The organism is Streptomyces sp. NPDC060035 (genome assembly GCF_042736635.1).
Lineage (GTDB): Bacteria > Actinomycetota > Actinomycetes > Streptomycetales > Streptomycetaceae > Streptomyces.
Map to the genome: position 1 here is coordinate 120,282 of NZ_JBHWVO010000016.1, position 19,644 is coordinate 139,925.

15 protein-coding genes and 1 pseudogene are annotated in these 19,644 nt (G+C 69.3%); 7 read left to right on the forward strand and 9 right to left on the reverse strand.

The window, feature by feature from the left end; genetic code table 11:
* Positions 1-93: 93 nt before the first annotated feature.
* The gene (gene bagK / locus ACFWBQ_RS24605; RefSeq protein WP_385492895.1) at positions 94-1,446 is read left to right on the forward strand and encodes a bagremycin/ferroverdin biosynthesis FAD-dependent oxygenase BagK/FevA1; all 1,353 of its coding nucleotides are present in this window, start codon (positions 94-96) and stop codon (positions 1,444-1,446) included.
* 54 nt (positions 1,447-1,500) lie between these two features.
* Positions 1,501-2,859, forward strand: a complete 1,359-nt coding sequence (gene bagJ, locus ACFWBQ_RS24610; RefSeq protein ID WP_385492897.1) for a bagremycin/ferroverdin transporter BagJ/FevB — start codon at positions 1,501-1,503, stop codon at positions 2,857-2,859.
* Between the two features lie 1,080 nt (positions 2,860-3,939).
* Here bagJ and bagI read toward each other — a convergent pair.
* From bagI to bagA, 7 genes are all read right to left on the reverse strand, one after another.
* On the reverse strand, positions 3,940-4,929 hold the full coding sequence (gene bagI / locus ACFWBQ_RS24615; protein ID WP_385492900.1) for an AfsR/SARP family transcriptional regulator BagI/FevR: 990 nt from the start codon (positions 4,927-4,929) through the stop codon (positions 3,940-3,942).
* A gap of 158 nt (positions 4,930-5,087) precedes the next feature.
* Positions 5,088-6,011 carry a bagremycin/ferroverdin biosynthesis o-aminophenol oxidase BagH/FevF gene (bagH, locus tag ACFWBQ_RS24620; RefSeq protein WP_385492903.1) on the reverse strand — a complete coding sequence of 308 codons (924 nt, stop codon included), beginning with the start codon at positions 6,009-6,011 and terminating at the stop codon, positions 5,088-5,090.
* Between the two features lie 34 nt (positions 6,012-6,045).
* Positions 6,046-6,408, reverse strand: coding sequence for a bagremycin/ferroverdin biosynthesis copper chaperon BagZ/FevE (bagZ, locus tag ACFWBQ_RS24625; protein WP_385492905.1), 363 nt, complete (start codon positions 6,406-6,408; stop codon positions 6,046-6,048).
* A 632-nt stretch (positions 6,409-7,040) separates the two neighbouring features.
* Positions 7,041-8,417: a bagremycin/ferroverdin biosynthesis FAD-dependent oxygenase BagG/FevA2 gene (gene bagG, locus ACFWBQ_RS24630; protein ID WP_385492913.1), complete on the reverse strand. Its 1,377-nt coding sequence runs from the start codon at positions 8,415-8,417 to the stop codon at positions 7,041-7,043.
* 754 nt (positions 8,418-9,171) lie between these two features.
* On the reverse strand, positions 9,172-10,194 hold the full coding sequence (gene bagF / locus ACFWBQ_RS24635) for a phospho-2-dehydro-3-deoxyheptonate aldolase BagF/FevY (RefSeq protein ID WP_385492916.1): 1,023 nt from the start codon (positions 10,192-10,194) through the stop codon (positions 9,172-9,174).
* A gap of 15 nt (positions 10,195-10,209) precedes the next feature.
* The gene (gene bagE / locus ACFWBQ_RS24640; RefSeq protein ID WP_385492933.1) at positions 10,210-11,523 is read right to left on the reverse strand and encodes a bagremycin/ferroverdin synthetase BagE/FevW; all 1,314 of its coding nucleotides are present in this window, start codon (positions 11,521-11,523) and stop codon (positions 10,210-10,212) included.
* Positions 11,520-13,109: a bagremycin/ferroverdin biosynthesis tyrosine ammonia-lyase BagA/FevW gene (gene bagA / locus ACFWBQ_RS24645; protein WP_385493839.1), complete on the reverse strand. Its 1,590-nt coding sequence runs from the start codon at positions 13,107-13,109 to the stop codon at positions 11,520-11,522. The genes bagE and bagA overlap by 4 nt, the downstream gene beginning before the upstream one ends.
* A 167-nt stretch (positions 13,110-13,276) precedes the next feature.
* On the opposite strand from bagA, the gene bagB reads away from it, so the two are divergent.
* The 5 genes and pseudogenes from bagB to ACFWBQ_RS24670 all read left to right on the forward strand — a co-directional run.
* Positions 13,277-14,050 (forward strand): bagremycin/ferroverdin biosynthesis DhnA-type aldolase BagB/FevI, encoded by a 774-nt coding sequence (gene bagB / locus ACFWBQ_RS24650; protein ID WP_385492937.1) that lies wholly within the window; start codon positions 13,277-13,279, stop codon positions 14,048-14,050.
* Positions 14,051-14,068: 18 nt separating this feature from the next.
* Complete coding sequence (gene bagC / locus ACFWBQ_RS24655; protein WP_385492940.1) at positions 14,069-15,175, forward strand: bagremycin/ferroverdin biosynthesis 3,4-AHBA synthase BagC/FevH; 1,107 nt, start codon at positions 14,069-14,071, stop codon at positions 15,173-15,175.
* A gap of 4 nt (positions 15,176-15,179) precedes the next feature.
* Positions 15,180-15,515 (forward strand): SAV_915 family protein, encoded by a 336-nt coding sequence (locus tag ACFWBQ_RS24660; protein WP_385492942.1) that lies wholly within the window; start codon positions 15,180-15,182, stop codon positions 15,513-15,515.
* 217 nt (positions 15,516-15,732) lie between these two features.
* Positions 15,733-16,839, forward strand: coding sequence for a LuxR family transcriptional regulator BagY/FevT (bagY, locus tag ACFWBQ_RS24665; RefSeq protein WP_385492945.1), 1,107 nt, complete (start codon positions 15,733-15,735; stop codon positions 16,837-16,839).
* Positions 16,840-16,991: 152 nt separating this feature from the next.
* Positions 16,992-17,500, forward strand: a pseudogene (locus tag ACFWBQ_RS24670) (transposase); the annotation flags it as partial.
* Positions 17,501-17,678: 178 nt separating this feature from the next.
* On the opposite strand, the gene ACFWBQ_RS24675 reads toward ACFWBQ_RS24670, so the two are convergent.
* Both ACFWBQ_RS24675 and ACFWBQ_RS24680 read right to left on the reverse strand, forming a co-directional pair.
* Entirely contained in the window at positions 17,679-18,566 is an 888-nt protein-coding gene (locus ACFWBQ_RS24675) for an alpha/beta fold hydrolase (RefSeq protein WP_385492948.1), read from the reverse strand.
* 323 nt (positions 18,567-18,889) lie between these two features.
* Positions 18,890-19,567: a winged helix-turn-helix transcriptional regulator gene (locus tag ACFWBQ_RS24680; RefSeq protein ID WP_385492950.1), complete on the reverse strand. Its 678-nt coding sequence runs from the start codon at positions 19,565-19,567 to the stop codon at positions 18,890-18,892.
* Positions 19,568-19,644 lie beyond the last annotated feature (77 nt).

Genomic DNA, 19,644 nt, shown 5'->3' on the forward strand with positions numbered 1-19,644 from the left:
TCAAGTGGGGGGTGGGTGTGTGGGGTGGGGGCTGGGACTGTGGTTGGTGTCTCGGCTGGGTTCGTTTTGGAGGGCTGTTGTGTGTATAGAGCTGTGACGGTGCGGGAGCTTGCTGGTCGTGTTTCCGGTGTGGTGTTGGGGCCTGGGGATGAGGGATACGCGGCGGAGGTTGCGGGGTTCAATCAGGTGGTGGAGCACCGGCCGGTGATGGTGGTGGGTGTCCGGGATGCGGGGGAGGTGCGTAGGGCTGTTGCTTTCGCGGCGGAGACGGGTACACCGACGGCTGTCCAGGCGACTGGTCATGGTCCCTCGCGTGTTGCTGAGGGGGTTGGGCTGCTCATCAATACCCGCCGGATGACGAAGGTGTTGGTTGATCCTGTTGCCAGGGTTGCCCGGGTGGAGGCGGGTGCACGGTGGGAGCAGGTCGTGGAAGCGGCCGCTGTGTATGGGCTTGCTCCTTTGAATGGGTCCTCGCCGTTGGTGGGGGTCGTGGGTTACACGCTGGGGGGCGGGCTGGCGTTGTTGTCCCGTGCGTACGGTTTTGCTGCGGACCACGTCACGAGTGTGGAAGTCGTTACTCCCGACGGGCGGCCGCGGACTGCGACTGCGCAGCAGAACACGGATCTTTTCTGGGCGCTGCGTGGTGGCAAGGGCAACTTCGGGGTGGTGACCGCTATCGAGTTCGGGCTTGTTGCGGTGCCGTGTTTCTACGGTGGCGGTTTGTTCTTCCCCGGGGAGAGTGCAGCTGAGGTCCTGCATGCATGGCGGCTGTGGACCCGGTCTGTTCCGCAGGAGATGGCCTCCTCGCTGGCTCTGCTGCGGATGCCGGACCTGGAGGCGGTCCCGCAATTTTTGCGGGGCAGGCTCGTGGTGCACGTCCGCGTCGCTCACCTGGGGCCGGGCGACGAGGGGGAGCGGTTGGTCGGGCCGCTGCGGGAGATTACGCCGGTACTGGTGGACACGCTCGCGGAGATGCCCTACAGGCGTTTCGCGGAAATCCACAACGACCCGACGTTCCCGATCCCTTACGAGGAGCGCTCCACCATGCTGCGCGAGCTGGGCCGGGGTGCGGCCGATGACCTGCTGCGCCTGGCGGGCCCCGGCAGTGGCTGCACGGACATCATGGTCGAGTTGCGGCATATGGGTGGTGCGCTCAGCCGGCCGCCTTCGGTGCCCAGTGCGGTCGACCACCGCGATGCTGCGTTCTGCCTGTCCACTCTCGGGCTGCCCGGTCCACGTCCGGCGCACGTCGTGGACGCGATGGCGCACCGGGGGACGGGCCGCAGCTATCTCAATTTCCTCGCCGGCCCGGGAACCGCCCAGCTGGCCGAGCGGGGCTACAGCCCCGCCGCTTATGCGCGGCTGGGCGAGATCAAGGCCCGGTACGACCCGGACAACCTTTTCCGGTTCAACCACAACATTCCGCCGCGCGCGAAGAGCTTCTGACCACCTGAGGAAGCTTTCCGGCGCATACCAGAATTCTGGAAGGGAAAAGTTTCGATGACGACCACCAGCGCGGTCCAGGCCCCGCCGCAGAATGCACCCGGTGCGGGTTTGACCGGGCTCAGGCTCGGAGCTCTCTTCGGCCCCGTGATTTTCGGAGTGACGGCCGCGGGTGTGGCGTTGCCCGATGTCGCCCAGGCGATGGAGGTCCGGCCGGCCGTCGCGGGCTGGGTACTGACAGCCCATGCCCTGGCGCTCGGCGTCGGCACCGCGTTCTTCGGGCGGCTCTCGGAGAAGTGGGGGGTGCGCAACACACTGTTGGCAGGGTCGCTGTTCCTGGCCGTCGGTGCGGTGCTGTGTTTGATCGCCCCCACCTTCCCCACTCTGATCGCGGGCCGGTTCGTCCAGGCGGCGGGCTCCGGTGCCATCACCTCCAGTGCGCTCACGCTCGCTTCCGCGGCGGCCCCCGCGCAACGCACCAAAATCCTCGGGATCTTCGGAGCGTCGATGGCGCTCTTCTCCTCCACCGCCACCCTCATGGGAGGGATGGTGACGGACTGGATGCACTGGCGGCTCACCCTCGTGCTGCCGGCACTCTCACTGCTGGTGGTGCCCTTCTGCCTGGAACTCGCGGCCTCCCGCCCCGGCTTCGGCAAGGCCGTCGACCTGGTCGGCGGGATCCTGCTGGGCACGGGCGCGACCTCGCTGCTCCTGCTCATCCAGGCATCCTCACTCGATCTGGCCACCCCGCTGGTGATCGCACTGGCAGCGCTTGTGGTGCTGTCCGCAGTGGGCCTGGTGATGCACATCGGCAAGCGGCCCGACGGATTCGTACCGCGTCAGCTGGCCACCGACCGTACCTTCCTGATCGCTGCTCTGGTCGGGCTGGGCGGCTACGCCGGGCTGTTCGCCGCGATGTACGCGGTGCCGCAGATCCTCACCGTGAAGTACGGCTGGGGCGTGTTCACCATCGGCGCCTGGCTCCTGCCGGGTGCGGTCGTCGGCGCAGTGTTCGCGCGGGTCGCCAGTAAACTCACCGCCAGCAAGGGCGGCAGCCTGCTGCTGGCCGGGGCCGCCGTGAGCTCCGCGGTCTTCCTCGGGATCGTCGGCCTCGTCGAGGGCGGCATCGTCGTCATGCTGATCGGCACGTCCATGGGCATGGCAACGTTCGCAGCCACTCAGGTACTGACCACCGCCGTGCTCTCCAGCCGCCTCGAACCCGCTCAGCGCGGCGGTGCCATGGGGGTGCTCAACCTTCTCTTCTTCGTCGGCGGCGGCATCGGCTCCGCCACCACCGGAACACTCTCCGAGCACATGGACCTCACCAGCGCACTCGCCGTCGTCGCGGCGCTCCCGCTGCTCGCAGGTCTGATCGCCCTGCTGCTCCCGCCTGCCCGGGCGCAGCAGGAAGCCTGACCCAGCCCCGACCGGGTCCGGCCGGCACCGGTACGTGGTGCCGGCTGGACCGTGCACCGGTACGTGGTGCCGGCTGGACCGTGCACCGGTACGTGGTGCCGGCCGGACCGTGCGGGCCCGGCCGTGGGTGGCAGCGTGCTGGGTACACCGCGGCGCCCGGGGAGGGTGGGGAGGGATCACGGTTGCTGCTCCGGTTCGCGGCTCCGAGGGATTTGGTGATGGTCGCTCTGTGGGTGTCGTTCCAAGTGATCGATACGGAGCGGCAGGACTGGGCTCGTGGGTGGGCGAAGCTGAAGGCGTTCATGGAGCGTGAGGGTCATGCCCGGGTCCCGTATGGGCACAGAGGGAGCAACTGTCCTTGGGCAGTGGGTCGCAGAGCGACGGCGGGCGTACAGCGCGGGGCGGATGACCGGCCTGCGTGTCTCGTGCGTTTTGGTGCCGAGCCGGCCAGGGGCAGGTGTGACGCAGCCCCGCGGCTCTGTCCGGTGAGACATCTGGGGGAGGGGCCTCTTGGGACACTGTGGCGTCCGCGGCACCGTGGCGTCTTCGGACACCGTGTGTCTTGGGACTCCGGGGCGGGTAGGGCATGTCGGCGCCGTGGCCGCTCCACCGTCGGGGCGCCGGCCCGGCCGACAGGCCCTGGTCCCGGTCCGGTTGTCGCCCGGCCGACAGGGCCTGGTCCCGCTCTGGTTGTCGCCCGGCCGGTAGGGCCTGGTCCCGCTCTGGTTGTCGCCCGGCCGGTTGGGCCTGGTCCCGGTCTGGTTGTTGCCCGGCCGGTAGGGCCTGGTCCCGGTCCGGTTGTTCCTGGGCCGGCCGATTGCCCTTGGTTTAGGGCCGGTTGGTCTCGGGGCGGGCTCACGCCCGCAGGGCCGGTGGAGGTGGACCGGGGGCGGGGCGTGCGGTCGGGTCGCCGGTTGGCGCCTGCTCGACCGGCGGATGGCGACGGCATGGACATTGTGTGTCCGGTGGCCGGGGCAGGCGCCGTATCCGGTGTTCACGCACGCGATGCCCGGCGCGGTGAGCGGCGGCCTGCCTCCGCGTTGTGGTTTTTTCCGTCCGCCGGTTGGCCCGCGAGGAGGTTCAGGCTCCCGGATTGCTCTCGTTCGAGTTCAGCCACAGCGACAGGATCTTCCGGAGCCCGTCGCGTTCGACGCGGAGCAGGTCGTTCTCCAGGCGCAGTTGTTCCAGCGGGTCGGGTGTGACGGCGTTCGGTGCGGTCCGTGCGAGCAGTGCGACGCCGGCCGGACGGCTCTGCTGACCGTGCGAGCGAGGGGGCAGCGGTGCGAGGACGTCCCTGGGAAGGGATGCCGCGGGGGAGAGCTGTCCGACCAGGATCGACTGGTGCAGGACATGCAGATCCCGTGCCGGTTCGATGCCGAGGTCCTCGGAGAACCGCATTCTGGCGGTACGGAAGGTCTCCAGGGCATCGGCCTGGCGGCCTGAGTGGTACAGCGCCAGCATCAGCTGGGCGCAGGCGCGTTCCCGAAAGGGGTTCTCGGCGACGAAGCCGGTCAGGTCGCCGATGATCTGCTGATGGCGGCCCAGTTTCAGCGTCACGTCGAAGTACTCCTCCTTCACCGTCAGCCGGTCCTCGTTGAGCCCGACGACGAGAGAGGCCAGCACCCTGCTGTCGAGGCCGGCCGCGACCGGGCCGCGCCACAGGGCGAGCGCGGACTTCAGCAGCCCTTCGGCACGCTCCAGCTGGTTGTCGCGGACCATGGCCCGCCCCTGGGCGACCAGCTTCTCGAACTTGAAGAGGTCCAGTGCGTCGTCGTCACGCACCCTGATGCGGTAGCAGGAGGGGTGCGTCTCGATCACACTGTCGCGTTCTCGTCCCCTGAGCAGGCGGCGGAGGCCGGAGACGCAGATACGGATCTGTCCGTGGGCGGACGCGGGCGGTTTGTCGTCCCACATCGCGTCGACCAGCCGGCCGAGGCTGACCATCTGGTTCGCCTGGAGAAGCAGCGCCGCCAGTAACTTCTGCCTCCGGATCCCGCTGATTTCTATCTGTTCGTCGCCGTTCGTCACGAGCAGCGGTCCGAGTATTCGAAAAACATGTTCATCACGCATATCTATACCCCCGTAATGATGTGCGGAAATGACGCAAGGACGAACACACTTACTGCCCCAACATAGTTGCCACCGGCATGATGAAATGTCGATGGCAGCTATGTTGGTGTCACGAAAGAACTGCCGGGCAGCACATTGTTGTCTGGCTCGGCGGGTTCTTATGCGTAGCGGTAGAAACTCGAGTGGTCCAGCAGGTCGGCGGGTGACATCGAATACCAGGGTGCGAGCTTCGTATCCAGTGACGGGACATCCGGGTGTTCGGTCAGCGGGAGGTAGTGCGGGACGTCCGGATGCGTCTTCTGCCAGATCGACCAGAGCTTGTCGATGAAACAGTGGTGCATGAAGAAGATGGGGTCGTTCGGCGAGCCGATGTACAGCATGTGGCCGCCCATCCACGTGTGGCCGGCGCCGTGCAGCTTGCCGAGGTTCTCCTCCCAGGGGAACTTCGCGTATCCCTCCAGGTGGTTGCGCAGGGACTGCGTCTCGGTTCCGTAGCCGGAGGTGTAGTTGTAGGGCGGAGTGTCGTAGGTCGTCAGCGCGAGGGTGTCCTCCAGCTCCTTGACCGTCGGCAGGGCGGGATTCACGGTGCCTATGTCGCGGACGAGGTAGTCCCGGTCGTCCGCCGTGTAGTGACCGTTGAACGCCGGATGCTCATCACCGACCGGCACCACGCTGACGTTGAGCTTCCACCCGTTGCAGCGGGCGAACGGGCCGGTCATGACCTTCCGGTCACCGGGCCGGCCGTTCCCGCCCATGAAGGTGTCGGCCCACAGCGGCGAGTCCAGGCTCTGGTCCTTGGTCCAGTCCCAGTAGGGGATGGTGACGGTGGGGTCGACCCGCTGCAGCGCCCGTTCCAGGACCAGCAGGTACTGGCGGTGCCACGGGAACAGGCCCGGGCTCATATGGCCCCAGCGTTTGCCGACGCCCCCGTCCTTGTCCAGGTAGTCGCCCGAGTTGATCTGGATGTGGATCCGGACCAGCTCGTCGTAGATGCCGAGTTCCTTCACCCTGCGCACCGCGCGGATGAAACGTCTCTTCTCCTCGGCGGTCATGTTGAGATGGTTCTTCCGGACGGGAACCATGAGGTCTCTTCTCTCTCGGCCGCTCAGGGCCGGATCAGGCGTGGTGGGCGGCGGACGGGAGCAGGTTCGCCCCGCGCAGCTCGTCGACGGCCTGGCGGCCGGCGGCCAGCGGGGTGGACTCGATCCGGTAGTGGCACATGGCGCTGAGGTAGGCGCCGTCGCCCAGCTTCATGAGGTGCAGCGGTTTGTTGTCTATGTGCACCGTTTCGGCGGTCCTGGACACGGTGATCGTGCGGCCCTTGTACGTCTCGGTGTACAGGTCCTGCGGCCCTTCGGTGGCCTGGCCCTGGGCGGCGTCGTGCGCGGCGACCCAGTTGTTGCCCGCGTGGATGACAGCGACCGGCACCGCGGCGACGGCGGCGCCCGCCATGGTCTTCATCACGTCACGTCGTTTCATTGACGTCCTCCTGATTGACAACCGGTGGGTCAGTGGCTAAACCCCCGCCCAGCTTTTCAACGGGGCCTATCGGCGGGATATCGCGAGGGCGGCGGTGCGGCCGCTCACCCCTGCTCGTTTCGCGGCGGTCCTGTGACACCGGGGCGCTTTTGGCCTGGTCACAGCCCTGCGGCCTGCTACGGCGGGAGAATGCCGGCAAGGTGACTGCCGGCGCTGAGGCGCAGCGTGGTGATATATGTCCCTGTGCGCGGGATCCGCTGCGGCCGCCCGGATCCCCGGCAACTGCGGTGGGCAGGGGCCGCATGAACCGGCGCAACGGCCAGAACGAGACGAATGGCCAAAACAGGACCCGCGGCAGGAATGAGACCGGCGGCTGGAGCACGTCAGGGCCGGGCCGGCCGGCGAGTCGGCCGGCCGTCCGGCAGAGGGGTCCGGCACGACGGGCACGACGGGCACGACGGGTTTGACGGCACGGGAGTGCGCCGCCGCGTGAGGTGTGGTCGAGCGTGCCGCCGGGCTGTTTTTCGCCGGGGCGGCGCCATCGGTGGTCTTCGGGTCCGGCCGGGCCGGGGCGGACATGTCATCAGTACTGCCCGGGACCTGCGTTGGGCGTATGTGCGGCTGCGGCGACATCAGGCCCGCAGCGGACGCGGCACGATGTTGTGGTTGAACCTGAAGAGGTTGTCCGGGTCGGCCCGGGCCTTGATCTCGGCCAGCCGGGCGAAGGTGGCCGGCTCGTAGCCGCTCTCGGTGAGGTCCGCGGTGTCGGGGCTGGACAGGAAGTTGAGGTAGCGGCGCCCCGTGCCCCACGGCGCCATGCCGTCCACCACCAGCGGGGGGCGGTCGTCGGGGAGCGAGAGGGTCGACAGTGCGAACGCCGCGTCCCGGTGGTCGACGGCGTTGGGCACCCTGGGCGGCCGGCCGGCCGCGCCGCCCAGATGCCGCAGCTCGACGGCCAGATCGATGCAGTCGGCGCCCGGCCCGGCCAGCTCGAGCAGCCCGTCCACCGCCGCCTCGTCCAGCACGCGGAGCATCATCGATCGCTCGCTGTACGGAATCGGCTCGGTCGGGTCGTTGTGGATCTCCCCGGACCTCGTGTACGGGATCTCGGCCAGGGTGTCGGCGACCAGCGGGCCCGCCGCCCGCAAGGGTGCGACCAGCCGGTCCCCGTCCTGGGCGGAGCCCAGGTAGGCGATCCGGACGTGCACGGTCAGCCGGCCGCGCAGGAAGGGCGGGATCGCCTCGATGTCGGGCATCCGCAGCAGCGCCAGTGAGGAGGTCAGGTCCTCCGGCACGGACGCGGTCCACTCGCGCCAGGCGTGCAGCACGTCTGCGGACGCCTCGCCCGCGAAGAACAGTCCGCCCCCGTAGAGCCGCGACACCTCTACCAGCTCGAACTCGACGGCCGTGACGACGCCGAAGTTGCCCTTGCCGCCGCGCACGGCCCAGAACAGGTCGGTGTCATGGTCCGCAGTGGCCCGGTGCGACTGCCCGTCGGCGGTGACGATCTCGAGGGCGGTGACCCGGTCCGCGGCGTAGCCGTATCTGCGCGCCATCAGCCCGAGCCCGCCACCGAGGGTGTATCCGATCACCCCGGTGAGCGGTGAGGACCCGCTGAGCGGGGCGAGGCCGTACTGCGCGGCCGCCTGGATCACCTCGAACCACTGGGTGCCGCCCTGGACCCGGGCGGTCCTGGTCACGGGGTCGATGCTCACGCCCCGCAGCCTTCGGGTGCTGACCAGCAGCCCGCCGTCCGCGGCGGTGGACGGACCGTGGCCGGTCGCCTGGACCGAGATCGGCAGCTGCCGGCCGGCGGCGAAGGCCACGGCCTCGCGCACGTCCGCGGCCGTGGTCACGATCGCGATCAGGTCCGGGTCGTGCTCGCTGATCGGATTGAACCCGTCCAGCTCGAGGGCGAAGCCGTCGTCTCCCGGTCGAAGGACCCGTCCGCGGAGCCGTTCGGAGAGTTCGGCCGCCGCCGGCCTCACGATGCTCTTGCCTGTCGTCATCCTCAGTCCTCCCGGACCCGGTTGTTTGTCGGGATGCGAGGACTCTGCCAACGGCGGGCGCCGCGGCACATCCCCCGTTTGAGGCGAATGCCGCGACCGGGCCGATCGGGGTGCACATGGTTCACCGGCACCGGGTCCCTGCAGCACACACCTCGGGACACCGGGGGACGCCGGGGGAACGCCGAGGGGCGGCGGTGCCGGTGCACCGCCGCCCCCTGGGACGGCCGTGGGGCCGGTCCTGCGGCCACCCGGCGCGGGATGGGCCGGCCGGTTCGCCCCCGACGGGCCGGCCACCTGGTCCTCCGGCCCCACGGGGGCAGCCCCGGCCGGCCCGGCGGGTGCGGAAAAGGGGGCCCGGCGGGGCCGACCACGGCGGCCCGCCGCGCACCACGCCTTTGCCGGCCGGGCCGCGCCGGGGCAAGTTCCCTCCCGGACCCGAGCCCTGCTGCCCTCTGCAGGTGAGGGCAGCACCTGGCGGCAGCGGCCACAAGGAGCGCTTCGCCTCCCGGCGGTGACCGTCACCGCCGGGAGGACCCGTCCGTCCTCCCGGCCGCCGGCCGCCCGAACCCTCTGGCCCCGACGACGGGGCCGGCGCAGGGGCCGTCGGGCACGGCGTGCGGGCACCGTGGCTCAGGGGCACACGGCGGCGCTCGCCCCGGCGCCGGCGCCGGGGCCAAAACCGTGACCGGGGAAGCGGAAGGGGAAGGGAAGGGGAGGGGGCTGTGCACGGGACGGCTTTCGTGGTCCCCTCCCGTCACGGCGAGGCGACGTACCCGTCGAGAATCTCGCCCTGCCGCCCCGATCCGCTCCGCATCACCGCCGCGAGTTGCGCCATGTCTTCGTGGACGAGCGCCTGGGGTCCGTCACACAGGGCGGTCCTGGGGTCGGGATGCACATCGATGATCACCCCGTCGGCGCCGACGGCCAGCGCCGCCCGGGTGAGCGGAAGGACGAGGTCGCGCCGCCCGCCCGAGTGGGACGGGTCGACGATGACGGGAAGGTGCGACAGCCGTTGGACGACGGGCACGGCGGCGATGTCCAGAGTGTTGCGCGTAGCGGTCTCGAACGTCCTGATCCCGCGTTCGCACAACACGATGTCGAGGTTGCCGCGCTGCGCGACGTACTCGGCGGCCATGAGCCACTCCTCGATGGTTCCCGACATCCCCCGTTTGAGCATGACGGGCTTGCCCACGTCGCCGACGGCCTGCAACAGCGCGAAGTTCTGCGCGTTGCGGGTGCCGATCTGCAGCATGTCGGCGTAGGAGGCGACCAGTTCGACGTCATGGGCGTCGACGACCTCGGTGACGACGGGGAGCCCGGTCTCGCCGCGCACATCGGCGAGGATCTTCAGCCCCTCCTCTCCCAGGCCCTGGAAGGCGTAGGGAGAGGTCCGGGGTTTGAATGCACCTCCCCGCAGGAGGGTCGCGCCCGCCGCCCGGGCCATCAGTGCCGCCCGCAGCGTCTGCTGCGGTGTCTCCACCGCACAGGGCCCCGCGATCAGTGTCGTAGTGCCGGGGCCGATCGGCACCCCGCCCACCCGGACCGTCGAGCGGTCCGGGTGGCCCTGCCTGCTGATCAGCTTGTACGGAACCGAGATCCGCACCACCTGGGCAACTCCGCGCATGGCACCGAGGTTCAGCGTGCCGAACTGGTCGAGGTCGCCGACCAGCCCGACGACGGTACGGCTCATGCCGCGGCTGACGAACGCCTCCCCGCCCACCGTCTCGACCAGCGCGACGACGGCGGCGACGTCGGTCGCCGTAGCCTGCGGCGACATCACGATCACCATGCTTCACCCCCGGACAATGGCCTGCCCCCAGTCTTCGTCGGGCCCGAAGAGCTTGCGCGGCTTCATGGCATCCAGCCGTTGCGCCAGCAACGCGCTCGGCACGAGCGTGCCTTCGGGGACTGCGCTCACCGTGCAGCGCACCCCCAGTTCCGCGTTGACGGACTCGGCGAGCAACGCGGCGGCGTCCCCGCCGTCCCGGCCGGGCACCTCGATCTCGACGACCAGACGGTCCTGCTCGGCCCTGGCCCGCCAGAACAGCACACCCCACGACGCCGGAAGGCGGAAGACGAGCTCCTCCACCTGGATCTGCCCAAGACGTTTCCCGCCCACCGTGTAACCCTGACCGAGCCGGCCCAGGACCCGCACGGTGGGAAGCTTCCACCCGCACGGGCAGTCCTCGTACCGCAGGTCCACCAGATCCTCGAGGTTGTAGCGCAGCAGCGGCATCGCCTCGCGGTACAGCGGAGTGATGACCAACTGCCCGGTGCCCTCGGCGGTGATACCGCCGGTCTGCGGGTCGTAGATCTCCGGCAGCACCCGGTCGGCCCAGAAGTGCATCCGGCCGTAACTGCAGTCGCCGGCCAGCGGGCCGACCTCGGTGCAGCCGTACTCCTCGATGACCAGGGCGCCCCAGATCTCCTCGATGCGGCGCCGGCGTGCGCTGCTGATCGGCTCACCCGCCACATACAGCGCCCGCAGCGCGGGGAAGGAACCGGCGGGGTAGCCGGCTGCCTTGGCCGCCGCGACCCAGAGCAGACTCTCGCTCGGTGTGGACCAGGTCAGCGTCACCTCGAGATCGCGCAGCAGGCGCACCACCCGCGAGTAGGGGACCGCGAGTGAGCGGCAGTCACCGGGGACGACGGTCGCGCCGCTGCGCATGGCGGCCCAGTGGGCCATGTGCCCGGCGAGCACCAGCCCGTAGGGGATGCGCACGAGCATGGTGTCCTGGGGGCCGATCGGGACGGTCTTGCGGACGAACCGGTCGGCGAGATCGGTCCATTCCGCCTCGGTGAAGTAGGCGGGGGTGGGGTTGCCGGTACTGCCGCTGGACTCGTGGTAGGTGGCCAGGCGCTCCCTGGGCACGGCGAGCATCCCGAAGGGGTAGCTGTCGCGCAGGTCCGACTTCCTGGTGAGGCCGACCGCGGACAGGGCCTGCCCCGACTCCAGATGCTTCTCGTAGAACGGCGAGTTGCGGGCATGGTGGAGCGCCGGTGCGATCCGCTCGTCCTGGTGCGCCCGCAGTTGGTCGAACGTCGTCCAGTCACCGATGGCCGGCAGCCCGGAGCGGGCCGGCCCGGTGTTCAGGGAGACGGTCACAGGGCGCCTCCGGCCCGTGCGGCCTCGCTGAGCGCGCCCGAGGAGATCATCTCGACGACCGCGGCGATGTCACCGTCCATCTGCCGGTCCTTGGCGGCGAAGGGAACCTCCTTACGGATGCGCGTGAACACGGCCGTGGTGCGGGGGCTCATCTCCTCGACGCCGCGCAGCTCGACGGCCTGGCAGGCGGCGAGGAGGTGGATGGCCGCAACCTCACGGGTCAGCTCGATGACGGTGCGGGCATCGCGTGCCGCGATCGGGGCCATGCTGACCTTGTCCTGGTTGTGGGCCTCGGTGGAGCGGGAGAACGTGCTGGCCGGGCCCGCGTGCTTGAGCGCCTCCGCGGTGAGCGCCGAGGACGCGATCTGCATGCCCTTGAAACCGTGCTGGAGCCCGGCCTCGGTGTCGTCGTCGTCCACCCGGGCGATCAGATTCGGGGTGAGGCCGTTGTTGAACTTCTCGTCGACCAGGAGCGCGAGCTGGCGGTCCAGCAGGTCGGCGATCCCGGCGACGGCCGTCTTCAGCGAGTCCATCGCGGTGACGACATGCCCGCCGTAGAAGTTGCCACCGCTGTACACGGCGCCCGTGGACGGATCGAAGAGCGGGTTGTCGCTGGAAGAGTTGATCTCCACCGTCATCCATGTGCGGACCCAGTCGAGCATGTCCCGCAGCACTCCGGTGACGTGCGGGGCGCACCGCAGCGAGTAGCGGTCCTGGATGCTGCGCGTGAGCTTTTGGTAGTGCCGGCCCTCCAGAGGGCCGTTGAGGTCGACGACCTGGTCGTACGTCATCGCCAGCGCGGAACCCTCGAGCAGGTCGTGGATGAGCGCGGCGCTGGCGCGCTGGCCGTCGTGCGGCTTCTCGTTGTGGATGAACGGCGCGTAGTGGCCCCGGTTGCCGAGCATGCCCTCACTGGCCAGCGCGGTGCAGATGTCGGCCACCTCGGCGAGTTCGGCCGCCGCCTCGGTGTTCAGGACGGCGAACGCGGAGCTGAAGGAAGTGCCGTTGATCAGCGCGAGCCCGTCCTTGGCCTCCAGCATCACGGGCTCCAGCCCCAGCTCGGACAGCACGTCCGCAGCCTGGCGTATCTCGCCGCGGTGGCGCACCTTTCCCTCGCCCGTCAGCGCGTGGGCGAGGTAGCAGAGCGGGACGAGGTCTCCGCTGGCACCGACCGAACCGCGCTCGGGGATGGTCGGCAGGATGTCGTGCCGCAAAAAGTCCAGGAGCCGCTCCACCACGGGGGTACTGACACCGGAGTTGCCTCGGGCGAGGCAATTGGCGCGGATCAGCAAGGTGGCTCGCACGACTTCGTCCGAGGCCAGCGGGCCGGTTCCGTTCAGGTGGTAGCGAATCAGTTCGTTCTGCAGCCGTGCGGTCTTCTCCGGCGAGATCTGCCGGTTGACGCTGTCACCGAAACCCGTCGTCACCCCGTAAATGGGCTTGCCGGTCTTCAGGATCTCCAGCTTCAGGTTCCGTGAAGCGTTCATCGCCTGCAGCGCATCCTCGGAGACCGAGAATTCCGAACCCTCACGGGACGCGGCGGCCACGGCCTGGCCAATGCTCAGGTCATGCCCGTCAATCTTCATGGTCGTCACTTGTGGACACCTTTCTCACCCGGTTGTCCACGAGTCTTGACCGCTGATGTTTCCCGTCGATATCCGAACGCGCCGTGCGTGATATGCGGACGAGATCCCGAAGATACCCGCGCTCCGCAGGGTTGATTCAAGACCGGCACGGAGAAAGAGGAAACCCCATGATCTCCAACGGCGCGTTCGGCAGGCAACTTCGCCTGCGGCGCCTCTACCGAAACGATTCCGAACGGCTGCTGATCGTGCCGCTGGACCATTCGGTGAGCCAGGGACCGATCACCGGCGGCGAGGGACTCGACGCGCTCGTGGGCCAGTTGGCCACCAACAGGGTGGACGCGATCGTCCTGCACAAGGGCAGCCTCCGGCACGTCGATCCCGCCTGGTTCGCAGACACCGCGCTCATCGTCCACCTGAGCGCCAGCACCGTGCACGCCCCCGACCCCGACGCCAAGTACCTCGTGGCCGGCGTCGAGGAGTGCCTGCGGCTGGGCGCGGACGCGGTGAGCGTGCACGTCAACCTGGGATCGGACGGCGAGCAGCGCCAGATCTCCGATCTGGCCGCGGTCGCCGACGCCTGCGACCGGTGGAACGTCCCGCTGCTGGCGATGATGTACCCCCGCGGTCCCAGGATCAGTGATCCGCGCGACCCGGCACTGGTGGCGCACGCGGTGACACTGGCCGCCGATCTCGGCGCCGACCTGGTGAAGGCCCCGTACGTCGGCTCGGTCGCGGAGATGAAAGAGATCACCGCCCGCGCACCCATCCCGGTCATCACCGTCGGCGGCCCGCGCAACGACGACGAGGGCCAGGTCCTGGCCCACGTCACCGAAGCGCTGAGCGCGGGCGTCGCGGGCGTGGCCATGGGCCGCAACGTCTTCGAGGCGCCCGACCCCGGTGTCATGGCCGCGAAACTGGCCGACCTCATCCACAGTGAGTGACCTCTAGGAGCCCTACGCATGAAGCTCAGTTGGCTGGACATCCGGGACCTCACCGAGGCCAGGAACGCCATCGTCCAGGAGGCGCTGCATCAGCGGCTCGACGGCATCGTCGCCGCGGACCCGGCCGGCCTCGAGGGCCTGCCCCCGACCGTCACCAAGGTGCTGTTCCCCCGCGGCAAGCCCCTCCCGGAGGATTTCGGCGAGGCCACCGTGGTCATCGTGGACCCCGCGTTCCACCAAACGACCCCCGCCGAACTCGCGCTCGAACACCCGGAGCTGGAGTTCGGCCGGTTCGTGGAGATCGTCGACGCGCAAACACTGGAGGACGCCTGCCAGTCGGCGCGCACCGAGCGGTGGAGCCTGCTGCTGTTCCGCGACCCCACCAAGATTCCGCTGGAGATCGTCATCGCCGCGTCCGCCGCATCCGCGGGCAGCCTGATCACGGTGGCGGCCGACGTCGAAGAAGCCGAAATCATCTTCGGCGTGCTCGAACACGGCTCCGACGGCGTCATGATGGCGCCGCGCAAGGTCGGCGACGCGACAGCCCTGAAGGCCGTGGTGAACGCCGAGACCCCCGACCTGGCCCTGGTCGAGCTCGAGGTCATCAGCACCGAGCACGTCGGCATGGGCGAGCGGGCCTGCGTCGACACCTGCACCTACTTCCGCAAGGACGAGGGCATCCTGGTCGGGTCGCACTCCAAGGGCATGATCCTGTGCGTCAGCGAGACACACCCGCTGCCGTACATGCCGACCCGTCCCTTCCGGGTGAACGCCGGCGCCATCCACTCCTACACACTGTCCAAGGACGGACGCACCAACTACCTCAGCGAACTGAAGGCGGGCAGCAAGATCGTGGCCGCCGACGTCGAGGGCCGCACCCGGCTCGTCACCGTCGGCCGGGTCAAGATCGAGACCAGGCCGCTGATCTCGGTGAACGCCGTCTCCCCGGACGGCCGCGAGGTCAACCTGATCCTGCAGGACGACTGGCACGTGCGGGTGCTCGGCCCGGGCGGCACCGTACTCAACAGCACCGAACTCAAGCCCGGCGACAAGGTTCTCGGCTTCCTGCCGACACAGGACCGGCACGTCGGCTACCCGCTCGACGAGTTCTGCCTCGAGACGTGACGTAATGGACACGCTCCTGTTCGTCCCGGTACGGGTCAACGCCCCCGGCGGCGCGATCGCCGCCGTCCGGACAGCCCGGCCCGGCGCCGGGCAGGAGCGGGTCGGCCTCGCCTTCACCGGCGAGGAACGGCTCCACGCGGCGCTGGGCTCCACCCAGCCGTGGATCCGGCTGTCCCGGCCCGCCCTCCTGGCGCTGCTCGGGCCGCTGGGGATCAACGACGTCCGGACCGACCCGCTCTACGTCGGACCGGAAGTGCCGGCGGTGGACCTCATCCAGGACGGGCCCGTCCTGGCCGGAGTGCGGCGCCACGCCCAGTGGCTGCCGGACGAGGTGTGGTGACGGCCGGCCGCAGCGACGGCCGGCCGTAGTGACGGCCGGCCGTGGTGACGGCCGGCCGTGGTGACGGCCGGCCGTGGTGACGGCCGGCCGTGGTGACGGCCGGCCGTGGTGGCCGTCACAGGCAGGATCCGCCAAGTGACGTACGGTGGTGCCTGGTTGGGAGCAGACAAGGCTCGCTTCCCCATCCGCAGGCGACCCCGGAACGGAGTGCCGGAGCATGCCCACTGTGATCGGCCGCGAAGAACTCATCTCACGTGCCGGCCGTGCCGACAGTCCACACACGATGTTCAGCACGCTCGCCACGCAGTTACGCAGGGCGGTCCCCTACGACGCGGCTGTCTGGCGGGCCACTGACCCCGAGACCGGGATGATCACGTCACCGATCCTCGCGGAGAACATCGAGGATCACAGCTGCGCCGTCTACTGGCAGTACGAACTGTTCACGGAAAAGATCAATCTGTTCCGCGACCTCACGCTGGCGCCGGTACCGGTGGCGAGCCTGTGGGAGAGCACCGGCGGCGAACCGGACCGCAGCCCTTTGTACCGGGGCTTTCTTGCACCGCGCGGGGTACACGACGAGCTGCGCGCCGTCCTGCGGGTGGACGGACGGCCGCACGGGTACATCAGCCTGTTCCGCGAGAAGGGAAGAGCCGCTTTCAACAGTGTGGAGCGCAGGTTCATCCAGGACCTGGGCACACCGATCGCCCGCAAGCTGAGGTCGTACGCCAAACACCGCCCCGAACCCTCCGCCGGCGGTCTGACCGGCACCGGGCTCCTGCTCTTCGACACCGGTGGCGCCCTCATCTCCGCCAACGACGACGCGCGGCGCTATCTTCAGGAGATGCCCGAGGGCCCCACCTCAATCACCGCTCTCGGCATCCGCATACCGCTGTGGGTGCACGGCACCGCGATGCGGGCCAGAGCGATCGCGGAGAAGCACGGTGGCGACACCGCGCGGATCAGGATGCGCAGCCGGACGGGCCGCTGGCTGGTCTGCCACGCCTCCTGCCTGCGGGGAGCCGACGGACGGCCGGGTGTCTCCGCAGTCATCATCGAACGCGCTCCGATCTCCGACGTCACACCGCTCATCGTGCAGGCCTACGAACTGTCCGAACGGGAGCTGGAGGTCACGCAGTGCGTGGCCCGCGGCCTGTCCACCAGCGGCATCTCCGAGGAACTCCACCTGTCGCCCCACACGGTGCGCGACCACATCAAAGCGATCTTCGAGAAGCTCGGCGTGTCCAGCCGGGGCGAACTGGTGGGCAAGCTGTACACCGAGTACTACGAGCCGCTTCCCTCGGGCTCCACCGGCCGCCGGGCGTAGCGGCGGACCGGAGCCCGGCGCACTGACGGAACAGGAAGAACACGACCCACGCCTGGGGGGACTTCGCCGAAGCCGGCATGCGCGGCCCCGACCGGACAAGGCGCCCTTGTCTGCTCACCCGCCTGCGGGCACAGCTGCCCCCGGCCTGCGAGCCGGACCGGGCACCCTGCGTAGAGGACTGCCACCGTACTTGCGGGGTGCCCTACTTCCACGGCTGCTACGCGGTCGGCGACGACCGGCTGTGGGGCGTCAACCACCGCAGAAGGTGCCGCGAAGACGCCGGCCGCGCTGAAGTCCATCCGTGCCGCCCGGCCCGACGGCGCACCGATCTGCGTCATCCTGGACAACCTGTCCGCCCGCAAGGGCGCCGACATCCGCCGCTGGGCGAAGAAGCACTAGGCCGAGTTGTGCTTCACCCCCGGCCCTGCGCCTCGTGGGCCAACCCGGTCGAGGCGCACTTCGGGCCGCTGAGGCAGTTCACCGTCGCCAACTCGAACTGCCCCGACCACACCGTGCAGACCCGGGCCCTGCACGCCTGCCTGCGCCGGCGCAACGCCAACGCCCGCCACCGAACCCCCTGGCGGCCGAACGCAAGGAACGCGCCCGCATCCGCAGCGAAAAGGGCATCAGCCGGGGCGGACGCCCCAGCGTCACTGACGCGATCGGCGAACCGGTGCGGTCACAACACCAGGGGCTGTCCCGTAATCCCTGGCGGGCGCACGACGACAGCTACGGCACCCCGCCGCGTTGCCGGAACGCCCGAACACATCCAGTCCAGTATGCGGATGTCCCTCCGCCTTGCGATGCGCCGCATCCGACGCCGTGCGCTGGGACAGCCCTCAGCGGGCGTCGATGTTCCCGGTGAATTCGAGAATCACCTTCGCCAACTCCGCGGGGGCCTCCATCGCGGCATAGTGACCCACACCGTCGAGTGACACCGAGCTCACTTCGGTTGCTGCGGCCTGGGACATGGTGCCGGCTGTGAAGGGACCTCCGCCCGCGCCGACCGCGAGTACGGGCACAGTCAGACCGTGCGTGTCGGCAAGAGCCTTGATCTCGGGCCCCTCCCTCAGCATCGACCGGTAGAGGCCGATCGCTCCGCGCCAGCCGTCGGGGCGCGCGTAGGTGCGGGCGAACTCCTCGATGTCGGTGCCGGTGATGGCTCCTGGGGTCGCGTTCATGGCAGGGAAGGCGAACTCTCCCAGAAACTCCCGCTCGCGGCCGGCCAGGAGCATCTCGGGGATGCCGGGTGCGGCGAGGACACCGATGTGCCAGGCACCGCCGTGGGTGATGTCGGCCAGCTTTTCGAGGCCGAATCCGGGCAGGCCCATCTCGATGGCGGTGAGACTGCGTACGTCCTGCGGGTGGGTGGCCGCCAGGCGGAAGACGGTCGCTCCGCTGATGTCCTGACCGGTCAGGTGCACCGGGCCGACGTCGAGCTGTTCGATGAGAAGGTGCAGGTCCTGGGCCGAGGTCTTGCTGTCGTACTCACCCGGCCCGTTGCCGGAGTCGCCGAAGCCGCGCAGGTCGACTGCGAAGACTCGGTGGCTCTCCGCGAGGAGCGGGATGATCTTGTGAAAAGTCCACCAGCTCTCGGGAAACCCGTGGACCAGAAGCACCGGCGATCCACTGGTTCCCGCCGCTGCGTAGTGCAACTGGGTTCCGTTGACCTCGGTGAGGTGGTGGGAGACACCCGCAAGCGTGGGACCCGGAAAGGCGGCGTCCATCATTCTCCCCAATTCGACAACCTTATTGTCCAAGACAATAGACAACAAGGTTGTCGATGTCTAGGTGTAGTCGCCGTAGCCTTCTTCCATGTCACGGTCCGGCGCTGATCTCGCACTGCTCCTCGAGGCCGGCATCATCGCCCGCCGGTAGCGCACCGAACCGGTGCTGCCCCGGCGCACGATCTGCTGCAGCCTCTGCCCCTCCTGGACAGCCGGTCCGCCCACACGGACGGGCCCGGCCACCGCGCCTCCAGCAGCCGGATCGGACGTCACCGCACATCCCACCGCCACCACCGGCCCGGCGAACCCAGGCGGTCACAGCACTAGGCAGGCCGCGGCACCGAAGCGAAGGGCGGCAGGGTGAACCAGCCGGGAACCGCTCGTCGCAGCGTCTCCGGTCCCTGTACTGCCACGGCCCCGGAGCGCAGAGCGGCGGACCATCCCAGATCGCCGCGCCAGATCTCGACCATGTGACGCAGGCTCGCACAGACAGTGACCGTCACACCGAAGCCCGGATCCACATCGCAGACGTCGGCTCCGGCCGCTGTGATCACCAGCCACCAGTGGCGGGCGCTCGCGGCCACGTCCGAGAACACGAACCCCACTACGGTGCGCCCGGCCGGGACGACGTCGTGGTCGACACGCCGGTGCATGTCCCACATCAGCAGTTTGGGATCGAGATCCGCGTCGCCGAGCTCTCCGATCCACCGGATGCCCCAGATACTCAGTGCCTCGACCACCGGCCTGAGTTCGTGGCCCGCCGGGGTCAGGACGTAGCGCACCTGGTGGCCCTCGGACCGCCGTTCCACGATTCCGGCGCGCACGAGCTGCTGCAGTCGCTTGGACAACAGCGTGGGCGACATCCGCGGCACGCCGCGCCGCAGCTCGTTGAAGTGTGCGGTCCCCGTCACCAGCTCGCGCACGATGAGCAGCGTCCAGCGTTCGTCGAGCAGCTCCATCGCTTTGGCGACCGGGCAGAACTGGTAGTACGAGGACCCCATGGGTGCAGGCTAGGACCCCGGTGACGGCTCGGCCACTGTCCGGGGCGAAGCTACGGACAGCGGCGGAGCGGGCTCCG